At 51.4% G+C, this 14,503-nt stretch carries 14 protein-coding genes; 8 read left to right on the top strand and 6 right to left on the bottom strand.

The genetic code is table 11. The features are described from left to right. The first annotated feature begins 4 nt into the window (after window positions 1-4). Together KU392_RS01815 and KU392_RS01810 are read left to right on the top strand one after the other, a co-directional pair. Entirely contained in the window at window positions 5-1,828 is a 1,824-nt protein-coding gene (locus KU392_RS01815; RefSeq protein WP_217734386.1) for a branched-chain amino acid ABC transporter ATP-binding protein/permease, read from the top strand. After that, entirely contained in the window at window positions 1,825-2,568 is a 744-nt protein-coding gene (locus KU392_RS01810) for an ABC transporter ATP-binding protein (RefSeq protein WP_217734385.1), read from the top strand. The genes KU392_RS01815 and KU392_RS01810 overlap by 4 nt, the downstream gene beginning before the upstream one ends. A gap of 112 nt (window positions 2,569-2,680) precedes the next feature. Here the strand turns inward: KU392_RS01810 and nth are convergent, their stop codons facing one another. From nth to fdxA, 5 genes are all read right to left on the bottom strand, one after another. Next, complete coding sequence (nth, locus tag KU392_RS01805) at window positions 2,681-3,319, bottom strand: endonuclease III (protein WP_217734384.1); 639 nt, start codon at window positions 3,317-3,319, stop codon at window positions 2,681-2,683. Window positions 3,320-3,321: 2 nt separating this feature from the next. Next, window positions 3,322-4,005 (bottom strand): electron transport complex subunit RsxB, encoded by a 684-nt coding sequence (rsxB, locus tag KU392_RS01800; protein WP_169294075.1) that lies wholly within the window; start codon window positions 4,003-4,005, stop codon window positions 3,322-3,324. Between the two features lie 54 nt (window positions 4,006-4,059). Continuing rightward, window positions 4,060-5,292: a polyhydroxyalkanoate depolymerase gene (locus tag KU392_RS01795; RefSeq protein ID WP_217734383.1), complete on the bottom strand. Its 1,233-nt coding sequence runs from the start codon at window positions 5,290-5,292 to the stop codon at window positions 4,060-4,062. A gap of 180 nt (window positions 5,293-5,472) precedes the next feature. Then, the gene (locus tag KU392_RS01790; protein ID WP_169294077.1) at window positions 5,473-6,243 is read right to left on the bottom strand and encodes a ferredoxin--NADP reductase; all 771 of its coding nucleotides are present in this window, start codon (window positions 6,241-6,243) and stop codon (window positions 5,473-5,475) included. Between the two features lie 24 nt (window positions 6,244-6,267). Then, the gene (gene fdxA / locus KU392_RS01785; RefSeq protein ID WP_169294078.1) at window positions 6,268-6,591 is read right to left on the bottom strand and encodes a ferredoxin FdxA; all 324 of its coding nucleotides are present in this window, start codon (window positions 6,589-6,591) and stop codon (window positions 6,268-6,270) included. Between the two features lie 112 nt (window positions 6,592-6,703). Here fdxA and pncB point away from each other — a divergent pair, with 112 nt between their 5' ends. Further along, window positions 6,704-7,879 (top strand): nicotinate phosphoribosyltransferase, encoded by a 1,176-nt coding sequence (gene pncB, locus KU392_RS01780; protein WP_217734382.1) that lies wholly within the window; start codon window positions 6,704-6,706, stop codon window positions 7,877-7,879. Between the two features lie 32 nt (window positions 7,880-7,911). After that, window positions 7,912-8,262, top strand: coding sequence for a RidA family protein (locus KU392_RS01775; RefSeq protein ID WP_217734381.1), 351 nt, complete (start codon window positions 7,912-7,914; stop codon window positions 8,260-8,262). A 258-nt stretch (window positions 8,263-8,520) separates the two neighbouring features. On the opposite strand, the gene KU392_RS01770 is transcribed toward KU392_RS01775, so the two are convergent. Then, window positions 8,521-9,024 carry a flavodoxin family protein gene (locus tag KU392_RS01770; protein ID WP_169294081.1) on the bottom strand — a complete coding sequence of 168 codons (504 nt, stop codon included), beginning with the start codon at window positions 9,022-9,024 and terminating at the stop codon, window positions 8,521-8,523. 57 nt (window positions 9,025-9,081) lie between these two features. Here KU392_RS01770 and KU392_RS01765 point away from each other — a divergent pair, with 57 nt between their 5' ends. Genes KU392_RS01765 through accD form a run of 4 tightly spaced genes read left to right on the top strand, consistent with a single transcriptional unit; the run spans window position 9,082 to window position 14,380 of the window. Further along, window positions 9,082-11,400, top strand: coding sequence for a RelA/SpoT family protein (locus KU392_RS01765; RefSeq protein WP_169294082.1), 2,319 nt, complete (start codon window positions 9,082-9,084; stop codon window positions 11,398-11,400). 53 nt (window positions 11,401-11,453) lie between these two features. After that, a complete protein-coding gene (trpB, locus tag KU392_RS01760; protein WP_169294083.1) occupies window positions 11,454-12,653 on the top strand; it encodes a tryptophan synthase subunit beta in 1,200 nt (399 codons plus the stop codon). Between the two features lie 9 nt (window positions 12,654-12,662). Continuing rightward, a complete protein-coding gene (gene trpA / locus KU392_RS01755) occupies window positions 12,663-13,505 on the top strand; it encodes a tryptophan synthase subunit alpha (protein ID WP_217734475.1) in 843 nt (280 codons plus the stop codon). Then, window positions 13,505-14,380 carry an acetyl-CoA carboxylase, carboxyltransferase subunit beta gene (gene accD, locus KU392_RS01750; RefSeq protein ID WP_169294085.1) on the top strand — a complete coding sequence of 292 codons (876 nt, stop codon included), beginning with the start codon at window positions 13,505-13,507 and terminating at the stop codon, window positions 14,378-14,380. Before trpA ends, accD begins: the two co-directional genes overlap by 1 nt. Window positions 14,381-14,503 lie beyond the last annotated feature (123 nt).

Raw genomic sequence — 14,503 nt, 5'->3', positions numbered from 1 at the left:
TAAAATGAAACGTTTATTTCTTGCATTATTTATCGTTTTTCTGGTGGGCCTGCCCGTCTTCCCAGGTACCCCCGAGTTCTGGATCAACCAGATGAACTCTATCGGTATTGCCAGCCTGGTGGTATTGGGTCTGGTGGTGTTGACTGGCGTGGGGGGGCTGACTTCCTTTGGTCAGGCCGCATTTGTCGGTATTGGTGCCTATGCCACCGCTTACCTGTCAACCACTGCGGGTTATTCACCCTGGGTGGGTCTGCTGGCAGCCCTGGTGTTAACCTTTGTCGTATCGTATGTCCTGGGGCAAATAACCTTAAGTCTGTCGGGGCATTACCTGCCGCTTAGTACGATTGCGGTTTGTCTGGTTTTTTATTACCTGTATGGCAACCTGGGTTTCCTGGGGCGTCACGATGGCATTCCGGGTATTCCACCTATTGAGATTTTTGGTTTTTCCCTGCTCAAGGCCAAGCATATTTATTTTCTGATTTGGGCATGTGTATTGCTGGCCGTCTGGTTCAGCAAGAATCTGCTGGACTCCCGTCCCGGACGGGCGATTCGTTCGCTGAAAAGCGGGGCAGGCATGGCCGAGTCCTTTGGGGTGCATACCAAATATTATAAAGTAGTGGCTTTTGTCTACGCTGGTGTATTGGCCGGGTTGGCAGGCTGGCTGTATGCTCACGAGCAACGGGCGGTCAGTCCCAGCACGTTTGGGATCAATTACGGTATTGAGTATCTGTTCATGGCCGTTATTGGCGGTTCAGCCAATATCTGGGGGGCTGTTTTCGGCTCTACGCTAATCCTTACCATGAAAGATCATATCCAGGATATTGTGCCTCAACTGTTGAATACCTCGGCCAACTTTGAAATGGTGGTATTTGGTATTTTGATGGTGTTTATCTTGCACCATGCACGCGAAGGCCTGTGGCCCATTCTGGTTAATTTTGTGGCTAAATTCACCGGCAACCAGCTGGTGCAGCCCAAACCCATTCCTGAAGCCTTTTCAGTGTTGCCGCAGCGGGCCAGGCCACAACATGGTGAGCTCATTCTTGAAGTGGACAACATTCGCAAGGAGTTTGGTGGACTGGTAGCTGTCAATGACATCAGTTTCAATATCCATGCGGGTCAAATCATGGGGCTGATCGGGCCCAATGGCGCTGGTAAAAGTACCACTTTCAACCTGATTACCGGGGTGCATTCGCTCACTCGCGGTTCCGTGCGTTTTATGGGGCAGGAAATCGGTTCGCTGTCATCGCGTAAAATTGCCGCCCTTGGCGTAGGTCGTACCTTTCAGCATGTACAGTTGCTGCCTACCATGAGTGTGCTTGAAAACGTGGCACTGGGGGCGCATTTGCGCGTCAATACCGGGATTGTGCAAAGTTTGCTGCATCTGGAGCGTGATACCGAGGCCCAAATGTTGCAAGAGGCCAAAAAGCAGCTTGAGCGGGTCGGATTGGGTGATTACCTGCACGAGCAGGCCGGTAACCTGTCTTTGGGCCAGCAGCGCATTGTGGAAATTGCCCGTGCCTTGGCGCTTGATCCCACCTTGCTGTTGCTTGATGAGCCTGCGGCCGGTTTGCGCTATAAAGAAAAGCAGGAACTGGCCAGCGTGCTGTCCGGTTTGCGCGATGAAGGCATGAGTATTTTGCTGGTGGAACACGATATGGATTTTGTCATGCGCCTGACCAACCATCTGGTGGTGATGGATTTTGGTACCCGTATTGCAGAAGGTACGCCCGAGCAGATTCAGGTTAATCCTGTGGTGCTTGAAGCCTATTTGGGCGGTGTCGATGATGACCTGGGTATTTCCATTGACGCAAAGGGTGCAAACGTATGAGTATCTTACTGGAAACAAAAAATCTGAGTGCACAGTATGGCAAGGTGCTGGCTGTGCAAAATATCAATCTTCAAGTGAAAAGCGGCCAGGTGGTGACGGTGATTGGTGCCAATGGGGCGGGCAAGTCCACTTTGCTCAACTCCATCATGGGTTCATTGCCGCTTCCCGGTTCGGCCAATGGTGAGGTGCTTTACCAGGAACACGATATCAGTCGCCTGATTGTAGAGGACAGAGTGGCCAATGGCCTGTGTCTGGTACCGGAAAAACGCGAGTTGTTTTCCAGTATGCCGGTTGAAGATAACCTGCTGCTGGGTGGTTTTCGCCGGTATCGTTCCCGCGAAAAAAACTGGCGAAGTACATTGGATGAAGTTTATGAGCTGTTCCCACGCCTGAAAGAGCGCCGCATGCAAAATGCCGGTACCTTGTCGGGCGGAGAACGTCAGATGCTGGCGGTTGGGCGTGCATTAATGGGTAAACCCAAAGTGCTGATGCTTGATGAGCCCAGTCTGGGGCTGGCACCATTGGTGGTGCGCGAGGTTTTTCATACCATTATGCGACTTCGTGAAAGCGGCGTATCCATTTTATTGGTCGAGCAGAATGCCCGTGCCGCCCTGCAGGTGGCCGATTACGGCTATGTGCTTGAAATGGGTGAGGTCCGTCTTGAGGGCAAGGCTTCAGAGTTGCTCCATGATCCCCGTGTGATTGAGAGTTACCTGGGTTTTGGCAAGCAGGACAAGTAACGATGGTCTGGCGTCCCCTTTAGCGGGTCGCCAGCTTGAGTTGCCATTTCGGGAGGTCATTTTTGGCCGTGTCTGATGCCTGTCCTGCCGGCTTCAGAAGAGCCTGGTCTTTTCAGGACGCTTTGGTTTTCTCTTTGTAATCGCAAAGGTCCGCAATTCCGCATTGCGGGCATTTGGGTTTGCGGGCCACACACACATAGCGGCCATGCAAAATCAGCCAGTGATGCGCGTCAAGTAAATACTCTTTGGGCACCAGCCTGAGCAGCTTTTTTTCCACTTCCAGTACGTTTTTGCCCGGTGCAATGCCGGTGCGGTTTGAAACCCGGAAAATATGGGTGTCCACTGCCATGGCAGGTTGACCAAAAGCGGTGTTAAGTACCACGTTGGCGGTTTTGCGGCCCACGCCAGGCAGGGATTCCAGCGCTTCCCTGTTGCCGGGAACCTGGCCGTTATACCGGTTTTGCAGGATTTCACAGGTGGCCAGGGTGTTTTTGGCCTTGGTTTTGTACAGGCCGATGGTACGAATGGCTTCGGTAAATTTTTCCAGCCCCATGTCCAGGATATCCTGGGGAGTTTTGCAGGTATCAAAAAATTTTCTGGTGGCAATATTAACGGCCTTATCAGTGGCCTGTGCCGATAACAGTACGGCAATCAGCAACTGAAAATTGTTTTCATATTCCAGCTCTGTGGTGGGTTTGGGGTTGGCGGCTTTAAAGCGGGCAAAAATCTCTTTTCTTTTTTCTGCATTCATGGTTATGGGGTGGTGGAGTCTTTTTTCATGACTTGCTGGCGTCGTTCCCGGGCCCGCTGCAATGCCAGGGCAATGGCTTCTTTCTTGAGTTGCTCAGCGGTTTTTTCATTGGGTAGTGGTTGGGCCGGTTTGGCCAGCTCTTTGGAATTCGTGGCGGTTTGAATGGATTTTTGGTTAAGACGGGCCTCTTCCTGCAGCCTGAGCTTTTGCAGGCGTGCGGCACGCTGCTCATGGCGTTCTCGGGCCGCATTGGCATCTTCCGTGGTCCATGTGCGGTTGGCATCAACCATGCTGATACAGTCGACCGGGCAGGGCGCAACGCATAAGTCGCAACCGGTGCATATTTGCGGGTCTACCGTGTGCATGAATTTGTTGGCACCAATAATGGCATCTACCGGGCAGGCCCGGATACAAAGGGTACATCCAATACAGTGGGCTTCATCAATAACCGCCACCTGCAGCGGGATTTCCGTGCCGCATTCCGGGTCAAGGGGTAAAACCGGTACCTGCAGTAAAGCGGCCAGTTGTTGTATACCCTGGCTGCCGCCTGGGGGGCAACGGTTGATACTGGCTTCTTGCTGAGCCAGTGCATGTGCATAAGGTTTACAGCCATCGTAACCGCATTTTGTACATTGGGTTTGCGGCAGGATGGCATCAATTTTTTCAAGTAGGGATTTATTGGTCATGGTAAAAATAAAAAAGGCCTGTTGCTGGACAGGCCTTCTTATTTTAACCGGAAATCAGTCCCGATCGACGTTATTGATGAATTCTTTCACTTCAGGAAAGATTCGGGTGCGCCATTTGGTGCCTGAGAAAATTCCGTAATGTCCGCAGCTGCTGGCCAACAGGTGGTGTTTATCGGCTTTGGGAATATTGCCACACAGTTCATGGGCCACACGGGTTTGCCCATGACCGGTAATGTCGTCCAGTTCTCCTTCAACAGTCATGAGCCTGACGTTGCGGATATGGTCGGGATCTACCCGTACACCACGAACATCCCAAAGCCCACGGGGTAGCAGGTGCTCCTGGAAGACGACCCGGATGGTGTCCAGGTAATATTCGGCCGGCATGTCCAGCACCGCATTATATTCATCGTAGAATTTGCGGTGGCTGTTGGTCTCCATCTCGTTGCCTTTCATCAGGTTGAGATAGTAGTCGTAATGCGACTGCATGTGTTTGTCGGGGTTCATTGAAACAAAGCCGGCGTGCTGCAAAAAGCCCGGATACACCTTGCGGCCCACACCCGGGTAGCGGGAAGGCACGATGTGAATCAGCTGGTTCTCAAACCATGAATAGGGTTTGGTGCTGGCCAGTCCGTTAACTTCGGTGGGTGAGTAACGGGTATCCAATGGGCCACCCATCATGATCATGCTTTTGGGCATAACCGCCTCATTATTGCCGGCCATTAAAGAAATGGCGGCCAGAACCGGTACGGTGGGCTGGCAAACCGACATAACGTGCAAGTCAGGTCCCAGGCTGCGGATGAAGTCCTGGATATATTCAATGTAGTCATCCAGATGGAAAGGGCCTTCGGCCAGTGAAACCATGCGAGCATCGACCCAGTCGGTCACGTATACATCGAAGGCGCTGAGCATGGTGCGCACCGTATCACGTAACAACGTGGCGTGATGCCCGGATAGCGGGGCAACGATCAGGACTTTGGGGCAGGCAGGTGCGTTGGGTTCAAGGTCGCGAACGAAGTGAACCAAATTGCAAAAAGGTTTGCTTTGGGCAATTTCAGTATGAACCGCTACTTCGCGATCTTCGATAGTAACCGAGTTGATGTCCCATTTGGGTTTTTCGTAATCCTTACCCAGTCGGTGAATGAGTTCAAGCCCGGCTGAGATCTGTTTTGAATTGGGGATATAGGCGTAAGGGCTGTAAGGATTGGAAAACAGCTGAGAGCCTATATTCGTGAAAGCTGAAATAGGGGCCAGTATGGAACGGGTCAATTCATGAAATTGGTACAGCATAAGCTCACTTCCTTATTGTTGTTTTGCAGCGAAAAAAAACGGGTGCATGATTTAAGTCTAGCACCAGTAATATGGATAAAACATCAGGAAATGTGAATTTTCACCTAAAACCGACAAAAATTAGGGAAATTACTATTTTGTTACTATTCATGAATGCTTTGGACAGGTGAAAATAAATTATTACCAGTAATTTTCAACGGCAAGATTGCCCGGGATACCGCGTCTGCCGGCAGCGAAGCCTTTTTCAGCCAGTATTTTTCGTGCCTCCGATAACATTTCAGGGTTGCCACACAACATGACTCTTGATGTTGCCGGATCCAGTTTCAAGCCGCTTAACTGCTCAAGTTTGCTATTGCTGATAAGGGTGGTCAAACGTTCCTGTGGGTAGTTTTTGTATGCTTCCCGGGTGGGCAGGGGCAGATAAACAAAACGATCGCCAAACTGTTGTTGCCATTTGGCTATGTCATCCTGATAAGTCAGTTCTTCGCTGGTGCGAACACCATGGGCCAGAATGATTTTGTCAAACCGTTCCCAGGTGGCAGGCGTGTTGAGCATGGAGATATAAGCCGATAAGCCGGTGCCTGTCGCAAGGAGCCACAAGTTGCCGCCTTGTGGGAAACGGTCTATGGTCAGGAAACCAAAAGCGGTTTTGTCGATATAAATCGGGTCGCCGGTTTTCAGGCCGGCCAGGCGTGGGCTGAACTCCCCCTCAGGCACCACAATAGAGTAAAAAGACAGAAATTCATCCTCTGGGGTACTGACCATGGAATAGGCACGCCATATGGAGGGCTCGGCTGTGGGGTCATCACTGGCGGGCAGGCCGAGCCGGGCAAACTGTCCCGGTTCAAACTGGAAGGCATGATCGCGGGTGGTGGTGATCGAGAACAGCTTGCCGGGCACCCATTCGGTCATGCTGATTACGGTTTCACGGGTATATTTCTGGTCAGTCATATTTTCCTGTTTTATTTCAGTCAGCTATTTTTCCAGGTACTGGAGTTTGTTGGGGACGTTATTCCACTCATCAGCATCATCAAGCGGTTTTTTGGAGCGGCTGATGGTCGGGAATTCGGGACTGAGGTCTGCATTGATTTTGATGAAGTGGATTTGATCCTGTGGCACGTCCTCTTCGGCAAAAATGGCATTGGCAGGGCATTCCGGTATACAGACGGCGCAGTCAATGCATTCATCGGGATCGATAACCAGAAAGTTGGGGCCTTCCTTGAAACAGTCGACGGGACATACATCGACACAGTCTGTATATTTGCATTTAATACAGTTTTCGGTAACAACGTGAGTCATTTAAAACTCCAATAAACGACATTAAAAATGTGATTTTACCTAATCTTGAAATACTTGGCGCTCAAAACCCTGATAGCTGTGATATGGTTATAAAAAAATTACTGTTACCGACATGATTATTACCTCGCTTTTAGATACCGATTTATATAAATTCAGCATGATGCAGGTCGTGCTGCATCAGTTTCCAGGTGCCCAGGTGGAGTACCGCTTCAAGTGCCGTTCCAAGGGTGTCAACCTGCGTCCTTACATTAATGAAATACGCGAGGAAATTCATCATCTGTGCCAGTTGCGTTTTACCGAAGATGAACTGGACTATTTGCGCAACATGCGTTTCATCAAAAGTGATTTTGTTGATTTCCTGGGCCTGTTTCATTTGCCCGAAAAGTGTATTGAGGTGGGCGAGGGCCAAGAGAAAGGGGAAATCACCATCGAGGCCAAAGGTCCCTGGCTGCATACGATTTTATTTGAAATTCCGGTGCTCGCCATTGTGAATGAAGTGTATTTTCGCAATGAATATAAAACGCTTGACTGGACAGAGGGCAGGCGCCGTCTGAATGAGAAGATTGAGCTGGTCAATGCCAGTACCGACGTGAAAAGTTTCAAGATTTCCGAATATGGTACGCGCCGGCGGTTCTCTAAAGCCTGGCATCATGAGGTGGTCAAGACCCTGAAAGAGAAAATGGGTAATCATTTTGTGGGTACCAGTAATGTGTTCATGGCCAAAGAGTACAATACCACGCCTTTGGGTACCATGGGGCACGAATATCTGCAGGCCTGCCAGGCATTGGGACCACGCCTGCGTGATTCCCAGGTGTTTGCCCTGGAAATGTGGGCCAAGGAATATCGCGGCGACCTGGGTATTGCGCTTTCTGACGTTTACGGCCTGAATGCTTTCCTGCGTGATTTCGATATGTATTTTTGCAAGCTGTTCGATGGGGCGCGGCATGACTCCGGCGATCCGTTCGAATGGGGTGAACGCCTGTTGGCTCATTATCAGGCCAACCGGGTGGATCCAAGCAGCAAAACACTGGTTTTCTCCAATAATCTCAATTTTCAAACTGCCATGGATATCGCCCGAAGGTTTCAGGGGCGTTGCAAGGTGTCCTTCGGGATTGGCACCAACCTGACCAATGATATGGGCGTACCACCTTTGCAGGTGGTCATGAAAATGGTTCGTTGCAATGGGCAGCCGGTTGCCAAGGTTTCGGATGAGCCCGAGAAAACCATGTGTGATGACCCGGCCTATTTGTCTTATTTGCGGCATGTTTTTGATTTGCCCGCTGCCTGATTTTTTCTCAACCTTTTACAGGAAAACCTTGAATGAGCGATATTAAACGTACCAATGTGGGTGCCCGCTTGTCCGATATGGCTGTTTATAATGGTGTTGCCTATCTGGCAGGACAGGTCCCCAATGATGCATCGCTGGATATGGAGGGCCAAACCGCCCAGGTGCTGGCTATTATCGACGATTTGCTGGCGCAGGCCGGTACCAGTAAGGAAAGAATCCTGATGGCACAGATTTACGTGGCCAATATGGCCGAATTTCCTGCCATGAATAAAGCATGGGATCAATGGGTATCCAAAGAAAATGCACCACCCCGTGCAACGGTGGAGGCCCGCTTGGCCAATCCCGATTTCAAGGTTGAAATCGTTGTGACAGCAGCGCTTTAAGTTTTACTCGTTCCCACGCTCTGAACTTTTACTCGTTCCCACGCTCCGCGTGGGAATGCCTACGGATAGCAGCATCAATATCCTGTTTCTTGTTCCCACGCGGAGCATGGGAACAAGAGGGTGGGAATGCATATCCTGCTTACTCGTTCCCGTGCTCCCGCGTGGGAATGCATATCCGGCTTACTCGTTCCCGTGCCCCCGCGTGGGAATGCATATCCGGCTTACTCGTTCCCACGCTCCCGCGTGGGAATGCGTATTTCATAGCCAGGCATAAAGCGTGCTTCCCACTTCCGCTGCCTGGGCCAGTTGTTCGGCAGTCAGGGTTTTGGGCGCCAGGATTTCCTCTTTGGTCTGGCTGGCGGTGTTCAGTATGATGGGCACTACTTTTTCGTTAAGGCGCCAGCCGGTGCAAATGCGCTGCAGCTGTCGAAGTGCACCTTGTCCATCAGAGCCGGCGGTAATAATCGCACTGTATGGCCGACCCTCTATGTTGCCCAGTAAGTCATAATAAAAACGGTCAAAAAACTCTTTCATCGCGCCACTTAGGCTGGCCAGGTTTTCAGGGGCGCAAAACAGATAGGCATCTGCCTGTAAAAGCTGTTCAAGGCGTACCTCGCTGGCGTATAACATGAGGATTTGATCTTGCTGGCCCAGTTCCTGACGAATTTTGCAGGCAGCGTCAAAGGCAGCCTGGGCGGCCTGTTTTGCCGCATGGGTACGGGAATGCCATATGATTAACAACGATTTTGTATTTGCGTCCATAGTTCCGACCTGTACAATACGAGGTGTTCCATTTGATTTCTTATTTATTTTTCAACCATGATTCACATGATACCCGATAGCGACAATACAAATGCCCTGGATGAAGTATGGCTTAATTCGGTGTGTGAAGACCTTGGGGCCGAAGACAGGCGGTTGCTGGAAAAAGCGGTTGACTGGGCCGTGCACGCCATGGCGGGGCAGACGCTTGAAACCGGAGAACCGGCCCTTAAGCATGCGGCAGGGGTCGTCAGGATTTTATCCCTGCTTCAGGTGGATGTGACCACGATGGTGTCAGGTCTTATCGCTTCCATGCCGGCAGAGCAGGAAGCGGCTTTGGAAAAAAATTATAAGAACGAAATTATTAACCATTTTGGGCTGGAAGTTTTCAATCTGGTCCAGGGGTCGCGGGAACTGGTCAAAATAGGTCTGGTGGCCCGTAATGCGGGCACGGTCAGCCAGGACAGCGGCAATAGTGGCAACCAGCAGGAAATGTTGCGGAAAATGTTGCTGGCCATGGCGACCGATTTGCGAATTGTGCTTGTGCGTCTGGCTTCACGGTTGCAAACATTGCGCTGGTTTGCCGAAACCAAGAAACCTTGCCCTGAAGATATTTCCATTGAAACCCGTGATGTGTATGCGCCACTGGCCAATCGACTGGGGATTTGGCAAATCAAATGGGAAATGGAAGACCTTTCTTTCCGTTTTCTTGAGCCCGAAGTGTACAAGGATATCGCCAAGAAGCTGGAAAGCCGTCGTGTAGAGCGTGAAAGCCTTGTGGCCGCAACAGTTAATGAAATTCGCGACTCTTTGCAGGAAATGGGCATCAAGGCCGATGTGGCCGGTCGGGCCAAGCATATTTACAGCATTTACAACAAGATGCGCAATAAAAAGCTTGATTTTGACCAGTTGTACGACTTGCAGGCCCTGCGCATTATTGTGGATACCGAGCGGGATTGTTATACCGCCTTGTCACTGGTGCATGCCAAGTGGACACCGGTCATGGACGAATACGATGATTATATTGCCAATCCCAAGCCTAATGGTTACCGCTCCCTGCATACTGTGGTCATGGGTGATGACGGTCGCGCCTTTGAAGTGCAGATTCGCACCCGGCAAATGCACCAGTTTGCCGAATATGGCATGGCGGCCCACTGGCGCTATAAAGAGGCCGGGGTAAAAGGTGGACAGGTATCCGCTTCCAGCCTGTATGACCGCCAGGTTTCCTGGATGCGCCAATTGCTGTCATGGCGCAAGGAAGTCGGCATTACCGAAAAAGAAGAAAAGAAAGCCCTTGAAGAAAATGGAGTCGGTCAGGACGGACTGGAACGCAAAAAAGCCGAATTGAAAAAAACCGGTGAACAGTTAGAGCAAATGAAAGAGGGCGAAAGGCATGAGCGTATTTATGTGCTCACACCGCAGGCCAGGGTTATTGAGCTGGCTGCAGACAGCACGCCGGTTGATTTTGCCTACCATTTGCATACCGACCTTGGGCACCGATGCAGGGGGGCCAAGGTTGACGGTCAAATGGTTGCGCTTAATACCAAACTGAAAACCGGACAGACGGTTGAAATCATTGCCGCCAAATCGGGTGGGCCTTCCCGTGACTGGCTGAATCCGCAACTGGGTTATTTGGCCAGCCCCAGAGCCCGGGCAAAAGTGCGGTTGTGGTTTAATGCGATTGAGTTGCAAAAGCGTATTACCAGCGGACAAGAGCAGGTCGAGAAAGAATTGCAGCGTTTGGGCAAAACAGCCGTCAATCAGGAGCAGCTGGCTGAAAAACTGGGTTTTGCCCGTGCTGATGACCTGTATGTGGCCGTTGCCAAAGACGAGTTCAGCCTGCGCTCGATTGCTTCGGCTTTTGTCGAGCCGACCACCGAAACCGGTACCGAAGACAAAATTCAGGTGGCCCGCCAGACCGAGACCCGCCAGACAGGTAAAGGCGGTGTGCTGGTGGTGGGGGTCGATTCATTAATGACCCAGCTGGCCCGCTGTTGCCGTCCGGCCCCGCCGGATGAGATCGTGGGTTTTGTCACCCGTGGCCGAGGGGTGTCGATCCATCGTCAGGATTGCGCCTCGTTTGCCGTGTTAAAGCATAAAAATCCCGAGCGGGTCATTGATGTTGCCTGGGGCAATACCGAAGATGCGGTCTATCCGGTCAATATTGCTGTCCATGCCCAGGATCGTACCGGTCTGCTGAGGGATGTCTCTGAAGCCTTTTCCAGGCTCAAGCTTAAGGTGGTTGGCGTTAATACGCAAAGCAAGCGTTCACTGGCCCATATGCACTTTACCATCGAAATCCAGAATGGCGATCAATTGTCCCGGGCTTTGCAGGCCTTATTGGAGATCCCCGGGGTAATGTCTGCGTCCCGTTGTTAAATTGAGTAAAATGGCTGTTAAATAAAATAATTGAATGCGCTGCAGGAGGCGTTTTGAAACCCTATAATTACCCAGATGAGAAAGGTCACTTTGGCCGGTTTGGCGGAGTTTTTGTTGCCGAAACATTAATGCATGCCATCAAGGAACTGAATGAAGCTTATGAAAAATACCGGAATGACCCCGAGTTCGTGGCTGAATATAATGATGAGCTGACCCATTTTGTGGGTCGTCCCAGCCCGGTTTACCATGCCAGGCGCTGGTCCGGGTTGCTCGGTGGTGCCCAGATATGGCTCAAGCGCGAAGACCTGAATCACACGGGTGCCCATAAAATTAACAATTGTATTGGCCAGATTCTTCTGGCCCGTAAAATGGGTAAAACCCGCATTATTGCCGAAACCGGTGCCGGCCAGCACGGTGTGGCCACGGCAACCGTGGCGGCCCGTTATGGTCTGGAGTGCGTGGTGTATATGGGGGCCGAGGACGTTCGCCGTCAGGCCCTTAATGTTTATCGCATGAAGTTGCTGGGTGCAACTGTCGTGCCGGTCGAGTCCGGCTCCAAAACACTCAAAGATGCGCTGAATGAAGCCATGCGCGATTGGGTGACCAACATAGATGACACTTTTTATATCATCGGTACGGTTGCCGGCCCGCATCCTTATCCGGCCATGGTACGTGATTTCCAGAAAATCATTGGCGAAGAATGCCTTGAGCAAATGCCCAAAGATGCAGGTCGTCAGCCCGACTACGTGGTTGCCTGCGTAGGGGGGGGGTCCAATGCCATGGGTATTTTTTATCCCTATATCCCTTATGAAGACGTCAAGCTGATTGGCGTTGAGGCCGCCGGCGAAGGTCTTGATACGCCACGTAACGCCGCATCCATCAATTCAGGCCAGGTAGGCGTATTGCATGGTAACCGTACCTTTGTCATGCAAAACGAAGACGGGCAGGTGCAGGAAACCCATTCCATTTCCGCAGGTCTTGATTATCCCGGTGTGGGGCCCGAGCATGCCTGGTTGCATGAAATCGGCCGTGTTTCCTATGAGAGCATCAATGATGCCCAGGCGCTGCAGGCGTTTCATGATTGCTGCCGCTTTGAGGGTATTATTCCCGCGCTTGAATCCTCCCATGCCCTGGCGTATGCCGCCCAGCTGGCTCCCACTTTGCCTGCCGACAGGATCATTCTGGTCAACCTGTCAGGCCGTGGTGACAAGGATATGCATACTGTGGCTGAATTTAGCGGAATCGAGCTGTAAAGGAAAACAATAATGGCTTTAAATAGAATTGACAATGCATTTGCAAAGGCAGGGCAACGCGCAGCCCTGATTCCTTACATAACCACTGGAGATCCCAGTCCACAAGCCACACTGGCATTAATGCACAGTCTGGCAGAGGCCGGGGCTGACATTATCGAACTGGGCGTGCCTTTTTCCGATCCCATGGCCGATGGTCCGGTTATCCAGCGGGCTGCTGAGCGAGCCATTGCCAAGGGAGTTGGCCTGTCACGGGTTCTGGATATTGTCAGCGAGTTCCGTCAGCTCAATAACGAAACGCCCATTGTGTTGATGGGGTACGCCAACCCTATTGAAGCCATGGGCAGGGCTGTTTTTGCGGAAAAAGCCGCTATCGCAGGTGTGGACGGCGTATTGGTGGTAGACTATCCGCCCGAGGAATTTGATGAATTTACCGGGATGCTGAAAGAAAAGGGTATTTCTCCGATTTTTCTATTGGCACCCACCTCCACCGAAGCCCGCATCCAGTCAGTGGGCCAAGTGGCCGAAGGCTATGTGTATTATGTGTCTTTACGTGGCGTGACCGGTTCGGGGGCACTCAATGTGGAAGATGTCCAGCAACGTGTGCGTGATATCAAAAAACACGTAAAAATTCCGGTGGGTGTCGGTTTTGGCATTCGTGATGCCGAAAGTGCCGCGAAAATTGCCCAAGTGGCCGATGCCGTTGTGATTGGCAGTAAAATCATCGAAACCATGGAACAGGCGATTGCTGGCAAGCCCGAAGATCAGGTCACCGAAGTGGCCGTTGCTGCAGCAAGCGAATGGCTCAAGGGCGTACGTGAAGCGCTCGACAAGGTTCAAAACAAGGATAAATAATGAGTTGGCTCGATAAAATTCTCCCCCCCCGTATCAACAAGAAGTCCGATTCGGGTGCACGGCGTGTTCCCGAGGGCGTATGGGTCAAATGCCCTTCTTGCGAGACTGCCTTGTATAAGGAAGATCTGGTACGGGCCCTGAATGTTTGCCCCAAGTGCGACCATCATATGCGATTAAGTGCGCGCGCGCGCATCGACTCCCTGCTTGATGCGGAAGGGCGGGTTGAAATTGGTGATCAGGTTCGTTCAACCGATCCCCTCAAATTCAAGGACAGTCGCAAATATCCCGAGCGTTTGGCTGAAGCCACAAAATTAACCAACGAAACCGATGCCTTGGTCGTCATGAGCGGTTCAATCATGTCTTTGCCGGTAACGCTTGCCTGTTTCGAGTTCAACTTCATGGGTGGATCAATGGGTTCGGTGGTAGGCGAACGCTTTGTGCGCGGTGTGAAGGCCGCCATAGAAAACCGCACCCCGTTTGTCTGTGTGTCAGCATCGGGTGGTGCGCGGATGCAGGAAAGCCTGTTTTCACTTATGCAAATGGCCAAGACCAATGCCATGCTGACCCGCCTTTCCGCTGAAGGTTTGCCGTTTATCAGTGTGCTGACTGATCCAACCATGGGTGGGGTATCCGCCAGTTTTGCCTTTATGGGTGATGTGGTCATTGCCGAACCCAAGGCGCTTATCGGTTTTGCCGGTCCCCGGGTGATTGAGCAGACCGTCCGTGAGCAATTGCCTGAAGGTTTCCAGCGTGCCGAATTCCTGCTGGAAAAAGGAGCAGTCGATATGGTGGTCAATCGTCACGACTTGCGTGAAGAGCTGGCCCGCCTGATGGCTTTACTGACCCGTCAGTCCAATGAAGCCTTGTCGGCATAAATAATGTTGGTGGGGCTTTTGGGGCCCTTTGCCATGATATTTCGATATTTTACAACCCTGGCTGTATGAGTATGGTCGGGGTTGTTTGCATAAAAAACATGGAATTGCCATAATGGCTGATAG

Source organism: Advenella alkanexedens, from assembly GCF_019132845.1.
GTDB lineage: Bacteria > Pseudomonadota > Gammaproteobacteria > Burkholderiales > Burkholderiaceae_B > Advenella > Advenella alkanexedens.
Note: the sequence above shows the minus strand (reverse complement) of the source record. Positions and strands in the feature narration are given on the sequence as shown.